The following is a 12152-nucleotide window of genomic DNA, read 5'->3' as shown; positions in this document are numbered from 1 at the left end:
TTGATCAGAAGGTAAGTATGATGGCTATTAAACGTCGTTTCATTGCAGGTGCAAAATGTCCTAAATGTGAAGCGCAAGATAGAGTGGTCATGCTTAGCTCTGGCGAAGACGAATGGATTGAATGTGTCGAATGCGGTTATACAGAAAACCGCCCGACACATATTGATGAACCGCAAATGCCGGAAGTGCCGGATGAGATTGGCGTCATTCAATTCAAACCTCGTCAGCCAAAATAAAAATAGGTTCACTACATGACGTTAGATCAACGAAATAGCCCAAAACTTTTATTGGGCATTACTGGGGGCTTGGTTGCAATCATTGTGCTTTTTTTGGCATATCAATGGTTTTTTGCACCCTCAAACGAAGTTCTTCCTCAACATGAAGCAACAAGCTTAAATACGCCGGCAAAGCCTGCGGTTTCTGCTGAAGTCAAACCGACTGAACCCGCAGTTGCGACAGATGAAAAAACCATTCAATTGGTTGATGAAAAAATTCTGAAAGCCGCTGTTCCAGAAAATGAATCCCTAGCCAAAGAAGAAGTCGCCAAACTGAAAGATATTCAAACACAATTGAAGGATCAGAAAGCCGTGCTAAAGGCGCAACATGCGGATGCCGAGGATTTGGTGGCACTAAAAGAAGAGCAGATTAAATTACTTGAAGCTCAACTGGCTCAAAAATAATCATTTTAGAATGGAAGATTTAGCTAAAATATCCGTAAATCTTCTAGCCGAATTTTTTCATGTCTATTGCTACAAATAAACGCAACTTATTTAAAGCGCTTGCCTGACTCATCCGCTCTGCTTTTCTATTTTCCCTAATGGACGTATGCATTCGTTATGCCTCGCATACAGTCGGTCATCCCATTATTTTCTTTTTCCGAAATTTTGTCGGCTTATTTATTTTTCTACCCTTCATTTTAAGCAAAGGACAGGTTTTTTTAAAACTGAAAAAATCTGGATGCCTATCTGGCGTGTAGTCATGGGGTTGATTGCGATATATAGCTTGTTTTATGCCACCGCTCATTTAAAGCTGTCCAAGGTCATGGTGTCTAGTACTCGTCGCCCATTTTTATTACCTTAATTGCCTTCCTATTCCTCAAAGAGAAAATCACCCCATCCATGTTTGTTGCAGTAGCAATTGGTTTAGTCGGTATGATATTGTCGTCAGGCTAAATATAGGCATGTTTAATCAAATATCGGGATTGGGTTGAATGTGAGCTTCTTGGCCGCCCTGGCCTTTGTCACTGTTCGAGCACTAACTACTACCGATTTGCCTGAAAAAATCGTGTTTTATTTCTGTTTTATCAGCACACTTATTTCCATGGTTCCAATGTTCTGGCTGTGACATCCGTAGATCTGGACTGAACTCAATTTCCTGATTTGCGCAGGTTTACTCGCTAATATCAGTCAAATTTTTATATCGAATGCCTATAAATTTACCCCCTACTGGACAAATTGAACCGGTGAATTATATTACAATTATATCTGCCAGTTTTGGCTTTTATATTTTGGCGATAAACATCCAATCACTATAGTTTGATCGGTTTTATACTGATTCTTAGTACAATTGTGCTGTGTAGCCCCGTAGTACAAAAACGCTTAATGAAATAAGTAACAGCGACAAGAAAAAAGCACCCGAAGGTGCTTTTTTAACAGCTTAAAAATTATTGATACCAGCCAAATAGCTTAAATACATAAGGAAGATAGGCGATGATCAGCATGGCAGGTAGCAACACGATCATCGGTAAAATCCAGCGTTCATAGCGATAGTAGAAGGACAAATGACGAACTTCTGCATCCGCTTCAGCTACCTCGGCATCGCCAATAGACTGCCGGGCCAGAAGATGATTCAGCGCTACCGGCGGTGTGACATAACCAAGCTCAAAACCAATCAGGGTAATCATCCAGAAATGTACCGGATGAATACCGTATTGATAGGCCACTGGAGCCACCGTAGCAGAAATCAAGATGACTGCGCCAAAGGGGTCCATAATCATGCCCACAAAGACCATTAGCCCGACAATTAAAGTAATCACCAGAATGGTGCTACTGATATCCGTCGGGAAAGCGTCCATGACTTGCATGCGCTCCAGTAATCCCCCTACGCTGACAGAAAGGGCCATCAGGATCACCAAGGCACCAATATGTCCTACAGTTTCACTGGTGGAGATATGCAGGGATTTCCAGAAGCCGACATTTCGCAGACTCTCTCCATAGGTAGAACGTTTTACCCCATGATCAACTGCCAATTCTTTGCTCTGCTGCGCACTATGCTCTGCTTCACGGTATTCGACATTCGCGGCTGTACCCGTCGTTGCCAGTGCAGGCGTGAATCCCGGATTCAGTTGAGCTGTCAAGGTTTCATCCCAATGTCCCACAGGTGGTAAAGGTGCAGGTTCGTGACGTAACTTATCAAAAAGCACCACCAGTAACAGAATGACCGGCATCATCACAGGTGCAGTAAATTCATTCAGATCGGTCGACAATGCATATTTGTAGAACAACCAGATCAAGATGAAAATTACGATATAAGGAACAATGGCAACCAAAGCACGGGCAGATTGAGGCGCTGCTACCCTTGGCGCTGCTATACGGAATTTAGTTTCGGCCAGGAACAGCGAAATGATCAGAAATAAAGTTGAAGTGATGAGAAATACATACGCGCCATAGTGATACAGCAAGTCAGTCGTGACTTCCTTATTCAAAGAAGCAACCACGACAATCAATAAACATGGACGTAATACCACACCCAGAGAACCGGACATGGCTGTTGCTGCCAGTGCAAACTGACGCCGCCCCCCTGCATTCCAGACTTCCTTATAAATAATCGCACCTGCTGCGATCACGAAAATTCCCGATGCTCCTGTATAGGCTGTGGGTAATGCCGCCGCCACCAAGATCAACCAGGTCAAGGTTTCAGGTGCCAGATTCCATGGACGCAGAATATTCAGGAACATATCCACGACACGGGTTTGTTTCAGTAACATACCTGCCCAAATAAACAGTGCCAGATTCAAGAAAATACTGGAAAACTCGACCAATTGACCCAGGTAAATTCCCTGGCCCATGGGGTAATCCATCAAGAAGGTGAAATTAATCCCAGTTATTATGGCCATATAGCCATAGAGCGGCACACTGAGAAAGGCCAGCCCAAAGCTACCACCCTCTTGTGTCGGCTTGGGCTGCCTGAATATTTGATACAAGCTGATCAAGGTCAGCGTACTGAACAGAATCATCCACAACCAGTAAATATACTTCATTTCACCGACCGGAACGCCAGAATTCAGCATCGACATATATTGGCTATAAGATGAGAATGCCAAGAAAGCATTCGCGATCAGCATTGCTATCGAATAGACCTTAAAGTCAATACGCGTTACAGGACTACGCAAACCAATATGATGGGTTTTCAAGGTTGCACTGATTGCTGCGAATACCACCATGATGACCAGTAACAGGGCACGGTTTTCAGTACCAAACTTGAATATGCCAAAGAAAGAGGTTTCAAACGTACGATATGCGCGAATACTTGGATGCGCCTGAGTATGGACAATCGCTTTATCATAAAACTGATAAGATTCCTCACAAACCTGCTGAGCCTGCAATATCGCGGCACGAACATCAGCTTCTGAACGTACACCGAAAAAATCAGCATACTCATCGGCTGCATCGGTCTTCATCTGCTGCTGGACTTTATTATCGACATTGACAGTGCGTTCACATGTGGGTGAACTCGGCTCAGCACGTAGAAATGAATATTGCATGCCTGTAGCCGGATCACCATATAGACGTTCGCCCATCCGTAACAGCTGCCCGTGAATCATTTCACCGGTACCAATAACCAAAGTCAGCAAAAGTAAGACAAGGACGACAAAAGTCGATATCCACTCTGTCCATATATAACGTACCAGACCTAATCCTGATCTGTTATTTTCATCATTTTGCATGTGCATTCCTATTTTATATCTTGGTCATTACCACAGCTTCAGCAATGCCAACTTTCCTTTTCTGAATAGAAAATATCCTTTCGCTATTCAATCTCTTTATTGTTATGAACAAATTTGCATCAATTCTGTATTAATAAAAATGACAATATGCATTTTCTTTTATGTTTTAAATGTCAATATGATCATTATTCAAAGAAATAATCCCATAAAATATATAACATCGCGATAATCACTCCCCCAATCACCCCTAATAAATGTGCCTCAACCAAGACCGGACTGCCAATCAGTTTAGCCGTCCCTACACTGCCGATAGTATTTTCCCAAATCAGTTTGGCCAGAATAAGAAACAAGACAAATGCTGCGAAATTTCGTTCTTTTTTATACAACAAATGTACGCATGCAACCGTGACATAGGCACCATGCAATACCCCGGAGAGGCCTGCATAAGCTTCAATATCAGGAAATAAATAGTAGAAACAAAGACTAATAAATAAGGGCAATAACAGCAGTAAGGCAACAAAATGCCAAATTCTAACCCTTGGGAAAATGAAGGGTAAACAAGCAAAAGCCACCATATTCAGCACATAATGAATCCAGCCCACATGAACCCAATGCGCCGTCCATAATCGCCAAAATTCCTGAAATAGGCTTGCTTGCCAATAGATAAATGAATCCGCAAAAACTTGAAGGCATGCCGAAACTGACATTACGATTGCAATAAAAACAATTTTCTGCATGAGAAATTGGTCTTTCATTGGCATGCCCTCTGTTTAAAAATGACTTATCCAAGATTAAAATCAGCCATTCAGGTCAATGAAAATCCTCTTTTAACCGAACTCAGCTTAGGATGTAGCAGTTACATCTTCGTTAAATAAATCATCGAGTTCTGCGCTGTTATCTTGATCATCCCAGAAGCGCTGCATACCATCATCGCTGGTACGAATACCGGTATGTTCAGTCCAGTATCGGTCTGAAATACCCTGTACCATATTCTTCGCCATGCTATCCACCAGCTTAAACTGTGGATTCACAGGTTTTTCTTCTGAACGTGAAGCGGCAAATGTTTTGAGTGCCTCACGAATTTTGGCATCATCACCACTGGCTTGCGCAGCAACAGCATATAAGGCATGGGATAGACGTACCCCTTTTTGTTCACCCAATTGCACTGATTCTTTTAAGGTTTGATATGGATCAGGTTTGCCATCACCGGCACCGGGCAATAGTGTCCAAATCACAGCACGTGCTGCATTTGGCGCACCCCAGAATTTGGCATTGTCTATACATTCCATGCCACGTTCAACCACTGCAGCAATATCTTTCGGAACATTAATTGCACCACCAGAATTAATGTCATTGGTCATGGCTTGCAAACCGCTAATCATCCCCATCAAATAAACGGTTTGATCCAGATCACTCTTCATTTTCGGGCAACCGTCGCCCAGTTTCTTGTTATATTTTGCCTCCCAACGACTTTCCAGAAGCTGATAACCTGCGTATTGACGTTGCGCAGCAATCGCCGCCCAGCGTTTTTGTTGTATACGCGCATCTTGGGCTTCTGAAACCTGCCCCGCTTTAGAGGCACGTAAATAGCGCAATTCTGCTTCGAGCGCCTGATTTTCAGCGCAGATTCCAGATGAAGCATATAAAAGTACGGCAATACGGGTCGGATCTGCACCCATATCCTTGGTTGACATAATGGCAGGGGTCAATGCACTCCCCGAATTACACGCCATATCAGCATCATCCATCGCTAAAATAGGCGGTACAATATGTTTCTCACTAAAACCGAGTGCAATATTTGCCCCTGATTTAACCACATGAGAACAACCTGATAATAAAGAACTTGCAACTGCAATAACTGCCATACCCTGGCATATTTTTTGGACTCTCGACATTTTCCTGTCCTCTATAATTGTGTTTATGTCCATAGCAACTAAACATATCAGATGCGAAATCTGAATAAAAGAGCATTTACTCTAATCAGATTAGCTACTTTGCCATGAAATGAAGTTGGGAAAATTGACTGGATTCAATGAAGTTATAATTTTTGGGCAAAAAAAAGTAGCATTGCGACGGTTCGACACATGCTACTTATTAAGGGGTAAAAGCCTAACGGCTTTCATGTTGTGCAAATCGATCCTTCAGCACAGTTCCTAGTCGTCCAATAACAATTGCCAAAACAATCGCTACCACCAGAAACATCCAAGTTGGAATCACCATCATGATTTCCTCAATAGCTGTTGGTAGATTTAATGTACATTTAGCGCAAATAATTAACAAGAAATGTTGTCTGACAATAAGCATATTTCTTAACTTTATATTCAACCTGTCTTACAAAGACCAGTTGAAAGTTTTCATATATTTGATTATTAATATTTTAATTATAATTTTAAAGATTCAATTGTCTAACAATCAAATCAATTTAGCCAATTTCTTTAATGCTTTCCATTGTTTTAACGGCAATTGATCAATCCAAATCAGTAACGGTTTTTCCTGAAAATGCTGGAAATAAACCACAATATAAAGTTGATGATCAATAATATGACTAATCGAAACGCGTTTAATCTGTTCAGACTTGACACTTGTGAGTGACCATTCTCGCTCATCTAAATATTCAAAACACATGGGTTGCGGTGCTTTTAACCCATAAGCATAAGCCAGCACACCCAGCAGAACAAAAAGCAACCATAGCCATGGCGACAACAGTTGCTGCAAAAAGACAATGATCAGGGTAAAAATAATCAACTGAAACACAAAGGCCAAGCGGCTGCGTTTCAGTTGAAAAGATCGATTAGCCATGGATGTAATGTTTCAACTTAACAATCAAATCTTTCATTTCAGGACGTGGGGGTTCAGACACTTCCATAAACCAATCCAGCAAATCTGGATCTTCTTGTGCCACTAGCTCTGCAAACACTTCTTTTTCCGCAGCATCGGCCTTCAAATAATAATTTTTTACGTAGGGATCAAAGTACACATCAATTTCTTTTAAACCACGACGGGCACGATAAATTACTTTACGTTCTTCCAAGCTCATTTCTTCGCTCATAGCATTCCCCACTAGTGTCAAATTTTTGCTAGTTTACCCTATCAGTGTCGTATGTTTCGACTCATTTGCTTCAATTGACCAAATTCATCATTTACTTCAAATATTTGAGCATTCAGCACATTGCTGCCTGCTGATAGATCTTTTACTTTGTATATAACAATGAATTTGAAAATGGACAGAATAAAAATGCAATCAGCTGCAATCCGCCCCCTAGCCAATATGTTAGCGCGCAATTTATTCACAGCAGAGCATGAGGCATTTCGTGAAACCGTACGTAAGTTTTATGAAAAAGAAGTGGTTCCAAATATAGAAAAATATGAGCAGCAACAGCATGTCGACCGGGATTTATGGAACAAAGCCGGTGCAATCGGGCTGCTCTGCGCCACCATGCCGGAAGAATATGGCGGTTCTGGCGTGGATCGTCTTTACAGCATGATTCTGATTGAGGAACAGGCTTATGCCATGGATTCCTCTACCGGCTTTTCTCTGCATTCGGATATTGTTGCCAACTACTTAAATAATTTCGGCAATGAAAGCCAAAAATCAAAATGGTTACCGAAAATGGCAACCGGAGACGTCGTTACCGCTATTGCCATGACTGAACCGGGAACAGGATCAGACCTGCAAGCAGTACGTACTACTGCGGTACTGGATGGTGAAGATTATGTGATTAATGGTTCAAAAATCTTTATCACCAATGGCTATTTATGCGATATGGCCATTGTGGTCTGCAAAACCGGCAGTGCAGATAAAGGTTCAGCCAATTTATCTTTGCTGATGGTTGAGGCGGATCGGGCAGGTTTTAGTAAAGGAAAGCCGCTCAACAAGATTGGCATGAAAGGACAAGATACCTGTGAATTGTTCTTCGATAATGTCCGCGTACCTAAAGAAAATCTGCTCGGTATGGAAGGCATGGGTTTTATGATGCTGATGAAAGAGTTGGCCTGGGAACGCATGCTGGTTGCGATCATTTGCCAAGCTGGCGCAGAAGCTGCATTCGCGCATACTGTAAAATACACCAAAGAGCGTCAAGCTTTTGGCAAACCGATCAGTGCTTTTCAAAATACGCGTTTTAAGCTGGCCGAATTGCGTACAGAAATTGATTTCTGTCGGGCTTATTTAGATCGCTGCATGGAATTACAGCTTGAAGAGAAACTTGGCATTGATGCAGCTGCCGCTGCGAAATACAAAATTTCCGAGATCTTCTCCAAAGTGGTTGATGAATGTCTGCAATTGCATGGCGGCTATGGCTACATGATGGAATATCCGATTGCACGAGCCTATATAGATAACCGTGCCAACCGGATCTATGCAGGCACCAACGAGATCATGAAAGAATTAATCTCCCGTTCCCTCTAGATTAACTCAACCCAAATAAATTAAAAAAGGAGCTAAAGCTCCTTTTTTATATACTCTTTAAATTAAGACACTAATTTAGGCTTAGTGGAAACCTGTGCATCACGCTTTTGAAATTTAAGTACGCTATCATCAAATCTCGCATTTTTTAGCACTTTTCGATCAGCCAGATAATTATTGGTCACGTTCCAAGGCGCATGTTTGCCCTGTTTCGGCATCACATCCGCTGCACGTGCGATATAACCTGAAGATAAGCTACCCATGACGGTGTCTTCCATCAATTCAGTCTGATCTCCTTGAGCGGTCACTTGGTCATAACCATTCTTATCCATATAGTTAATCAGACGACAAATATACTCGGCAGCAATATCCACTTTAAGCGTCCAGGATGCGTTGATATAACCAATAATCATCGCCATATTCGGCACATCGCTGACCATAATTCCTTGATACAACATATGTTTAGAAGTATCCATCGGCTTGCCATCGATGGTGGCTTTAATACCGCCTAAAATTTGAATTTCCAGGCCTGTCGCAGAGACAATAATGTCCGCATCCAAATGTTGACCTGATTTCAGCTGAATCCCATTTTCAGTAAATTTTTCAATTTGATCCGTTTCCACACTTGCTTTACCTGAGCGTAAAACTTTGAATAAATCTCCATCCGGCACCACACAAAGACGTTGATCCCAAGGGTTATAGCTTGGGGTAAAGTGCTTCATATCCACTTTGCCCTTGAGCTGCATCTCGATTGATTTGAGTAATAATCTACGCAGCAATTTCGGCTGCTTTTGAGCAAGCGCATAAATACCACGTTGCATTCCAATATTTCGGGCTCGGGTCAGTTTATAAGCTAAATCTTCAGGCAGGACTTTGCGCATTTTGTCATAGACAAAATCAACCGATGGAATAGAAGCAATATAGGTCGGTGAGCGTTGCAACATGGTGACATGCGCCGCCCCACCTTTTGCCATTGCAGGTACCAGTGTGATGGCAGTTGCACCACTGCCAATAATCACCACTTTTTTATCTTTATAATCGAAATTTTCTGGCCAATGTTGCGGATGAATGAGCTGACCTTTAAATTCGGCTTGGTTTGGAAAATTCGGCTGGAAACCATGGTCATAGTTATAATAACCAGTGCAGCCTAATACAAAGTTGGCCATCCAGGTGTGTTGTTTTTGATTGCCATCTTCAATTTGTACCACCCACTTACTGAGGCAGGAATCATAATTCGCAGATAATACGCGGTGCTTAAAATGAATTTTATTTTTTAAATTATATTCATCAACGACTTCAGATAAGTAACCTTTAATAGAGGCTCCCTCTGCAAGAACATTGGCCTTTTGCCACGGCTTAAAATTAAAGCCAAAGGTCGACATATCAGAGTCCGAACGAATCCCGGGATATTTGAACAAATCCCACGTCCCGCCAAAACTTTCGCGCCGTTCAATAATATCAAATTGACGTTGTGGACAATTCTTCGAAAGATGTGCAGCCAGACCAATACCTGAAATACCTGCACCCACAATCAAAATATCAATGTGCTTTTCCATGTTCTTTTTATGACCTTGTTGAACTTTATTTTATTAAACCATAAATTTGACAATACACAATGTCAAGTTTAAATAAATTTGACAAAAAATATATCATTTCAGGACAAAATCTAAAATTGTCTAACAATGAAAAAACATCAGGCATAAAAAAAGACCGGTGAAACACCGGTCTTTTTTCGAACAACTGAAGTTCTTTTTTGCGAAATTATTTAACTTCGCGATCTACTAGCTCAACGTAAGCCATCGGTGCAGCATCACCTGCACGGAAGCCCGCTTTAAGAACACGTAGATAGCCGCCGTTACGTTCTTTGTAACGAGGGCCAAGAACTGTAAATAATTTACCTACAGTTGCAGCTGAACGAGTACGAGCAAACGCCAAACGACGGTTTGCTACAGAATCGACTTTAGATAAAGTGATTAAAGGCTCAGCAACACGACGTAATTCTTTTGCTTTAGGAACAGTAGTTTTAATTAACTCATGTTCGAACAAAGAATTAGCCATGTTTTGGAACATCGCTTTACGATGACTGCTTGTACGGCCTAATTTCACACCACTATTACGATGACGCATGGTGATAGTCCTACTTAATTAACGGCTACGATAAGCAAAGCGATCGTCCATGCGGAGGCTAGCCGGTGGCCAGTTCTCTAAACGCATACCCAATTGCAAGCTTTTCGATGCCAGAACATCTTTGATTTCAGTTAACGATTTTTTACCTAAGTTAGGAGTTTTTAACAACTCAACTTCAGTACGTTGAACCAAGTCACCGATGTAGTAAATATTTTCTGCTTTCAAACAGTTAGCAGAACGAACAGTAAGCTCTAGATCATCTACTGGACGAAGCAAGATTGGATCCACTTCTTCGCGAGGCTCTTGAGCAACAGGAGCTTGATCTTTCTGAAGATCAACAAAGATTGCAATTTGTTGTTGCAAGATTGTTGCCGCTTTGCGGATTGCTTCTTCCGGATCAACTGTACCATTGGTTTCAAGATCAATGATCAATTTATCAAGGTCAGTACGTTGTTCTACACGAGCATTTTCAACTGTGTAAGACACGCGTTTGATCGGGCTATAAGAAGCATCTAACTGTAAACGACCCACTGGGCGAGTTTCGCCTTCTGGGAAGCGTGAGTCAGAAGTCTCATAACCACGGCCTTGAGAAACTTTCAGGCGCATTTTTAATGAGCCTGAAGCACTTAACGTGCCAATCAAATGCTCAGGGTTTACCACTTCAACATTATGAGGTAAACGAAGATCAGCGGCTGTTACGTCGCCAGGACCTTGTTTTTCTAATGTCAAATATGCTTCGTTTTGATCGAACAGCTTAATCGACAATCCTTTTAGGTTCAGCAAGAGCTCGACGATGTCCTGCTGCAAGCCTTCCAAGGTACTGTACTCGTGCTCAACCCCTTCTATTTCAACTTCAACCACAGCAGCGCCAGGTAAAGAAGAAAGAAGGATACGACGTAAAGCATTACCCAAAGTATGACCAAAGCCACGCTCTAAGGGTTCTAGAATCACTTTTGCCGAGGTCCCGCTAGCCGCTTCGACCTTGATCGCTTGCGGAGTTAGAAACTCATTTGCAGTACGCGTCATTATTGCTACCTCAAGGGATTATTTAGAATACAATTCTACAATCAAGCTTTCATTGATTTCAGCAGGTAAATCAGAACGATCCGGTGCAGCTTTAAACGTACCTTCCAACTTAGAATGGTCAACTTCCATCCAAGAAGGCATACCACGTTGAGTAGCTAACTCGATTGCGCCTTTAATACGCAATTGTTGTTTAGCACCTTCGTGAACTGCAACCACGTCGCCCGCTTTAACTTGGATTGAAGCGATGTTAACGCGACGACCATTTAAAGTGATTGAACGATGAGATACAAGCTGACGAGCTTCTGCACGTGTAGAACCAAAACCCATGCGATAAACGACGTTATCAATACGGCTTTCTAGCAATTTCAACAAGTTTTCACCTGTTGCGCCTTTAACACGAGCAGCTTCTTTATAGTAATTACTAAATTGACGTTCTAACACACCATACGTACGACGTACTTTTTGTTTTTCACGTAATTGTAGTGAGTACTCAGATTGTTTACTACCACGAGCTCCACCGTGTTGGCCAGGAGCTTTCGCATGTTTTTTTGTCTTAACATCAAACGGTTTAACGCCTGATTTAAGTTGCAGGTCTGTCCCTTCGCGGCGAGAGAGTTTGCATTTTGGACCAATATAACGAGCCATGAA

The 12152-nt window shown here is 41.9% G+C and carries 12 protein-coding genes and 1 pseudogene; 4 read left to right on the top strand and 9 right to left on the bottom strand.

Annotated features, from left to right (window positions below; translation table 11 throughout):
• The first annotated feature begins 26 nt into the window (after positions 1-26).
• The 3 genes and pseudogenes from E0H80_RS14665 (at position 27) to E0H80_RS16920 (ending at position 1610) form a co-directional block, all read left to right on the top strand.
• The gene (locus E0H80_RS14665) at positions 27-236 is read left to right on the top strand and encodes a YheV family putative zinc ribbon protein (protein WP_171457838.1); all 210 of its coding nucleotides are present in this window, start codon (positions 27-29) and stop codon (positions 234-236) included.
• Positions 237-251: 15 nt separating this feature from the next.
• Positions 252-680, top strand: coding sequence for a hypothetical protein (locus E0H80_RS14660; RefSeq protein WP_131366935.1), 429 nt, complete (start codon positions 252-254; stop codon positions 678-680).
• A gap of 110 nt (positions 681-790) precedes the next feature.
• Positions 791-1610, top strand: a pseudogene (locus E0H80_RS16920) (DMT family transporter).
• A 53-nt stretch (positions 1611-1663) separates the two neighbouring features.
• On the opposite strand, the gene E0H80_RS14650 reads toward E0H80_RS16920, so the two are convergent.
• From E0H80_RS14650 to E0H80_RS14630, 5 genes are all read right to left on the bottom strand, one after another.
• Entirely contained in the window at positions 1664-3946 is a 2283-nt protein-coding gene (locus E0H80_RS14650; RefSeq protein ID WP_131366933.1) for a TRAP transporter large permease subunit, read from the bottom strand.
• Between the two features lie 185 nt (positions 3947-4131).
• Positions 4132-4701, bottom strand: a complete 570-nt coding sequence (gene rrtA, locus E0H80_RS14645; RefSeq protein ID WP_131366930.1) for a rhombosortase — start codon at positions 4699-4701, stop codon at positions 4132-4134.
• Positions 4702-4788: 87 nt separating this feature from the next.
• Positions 4789-5841, bottom strand: coding sequence for a hypothetical protein (locus tag E0H80_RS14640; protein WP_131366928.1), 1053 nt, complete (start codon positions 5839-5841; stop codon positions 4789-4791).
• A gap of 517 nt (positions 5842-6358) precedes the next feature.
• Positions 6359-6745: a hypothetical protein gene (locus E0H80_RS14635; RefSeq protein WP_131366926.1), complete on the bottom strand. Its 387-nt coding sequence runs from the start codon at positions 6743-6745 to the stop codon at positions 6359-6361.
• Positions 6738-6995, bottom strand: coding sequence for a succinate dehydrogenase assembly factor 2 (locus E0H80_RS14630; RefSeq protein WP_067868535.1), 258 nt, complete (start codon positions 6993-6995; stop codon positions 6738-6740). Before E0H80_RS14630 ends, E0H80_RS14635 begins: the two co-directional genes overlap by 8 nt.
• Before the next feature lie 186 nt (positions 6996-7181).
• On the opposite strand from E0H80_RS14630, the gene E0H80_RS14625 reads away from it, so the two are divergent.
• The gene (locus tag E0H80_RS14625) at positions 7182-8354 is read left to right on the top strand and encodes an acyl-CoA dehydrogenase family protein (protein ID WP_131366924.1); all 1173 of its coding nucleotides are present in this window, start codon (positions 7182-7184) and stop codon (positions 8352-8354) included.
• Between the two features lie 62 nt (positions 8355-8416).
• On the opposite strand, the gene E0H80_RS14620 is transcribed toward E0H80_RS14625, so the two are convergent.
• The 4 genes from E0H80_RS14620 to rpsD all read right to left on the bottom strand — a co-directional run bounded on the left by E0H80_RS14620 (position 8417) and on the right by rpsD (position 12149).
• On the bottom strand, positions 8417-9907 hold the full coding sequence (locus E0H80_RS14620; RefSeq protein ID WP_131366922.1) for a flavin-containing monooxygenase: 1491 nt from the start codon (positions 9905-9907) through the stop codon (positions 8417-8419).
• A 205-nt stretch (positions 9908-10112) separates the two neighbouring features.
• Entirely contained in the window at positions 10113-10478 is a 366-nt protein-coding gene (gene rplQ / locus E0H80_RS14615; protein WP_067868541.1) for a 50S ribosomal protein L17, read from the bottom strand.
• Between the two features lie 18 nt (positions 10479-10496).
• Complete coding sequence (locus tag E0H80_RS14610; RefSeq protein WP_067868544.1) at positions 10497-11504, bottom strand: DNA-directed RNA polymerase subunit alpha; 1008 nt, start codon at positions 11502-11504, stop codon at positions 10497-10499.
• Positions 11505-11522: 18 nt separating this feature from the next.
• Positions 11523-12149: a 30S ribosomal protein S4 gene (rpsD, locus tag E0H80_RS14605; RefSeq protein WP_067868547.1), complete on the bottom strand. Its 627-nt coding sequence runs from the start codon at positions 12147-12149 to the stop codon at positions 11523-11525.
• Between the last annotated feature and the right edge of the window lie 3 nt (positions 12150-12152).

Source organism: Acinetobacter sp. ANC 4779, from assembly GCF_004331055.1.
Taxonomy (GTDB): Bacteria; Pseudomonadota; Gammaproteobacteria; order Pseudomonadales; family Moraxellaceae; genus Acinetobacter.
The sequence above is the reverse complement of the archived record's forward strand: the minus strand, read 5'-3'. Positions and strand labels throughout refer to the sequence as shown.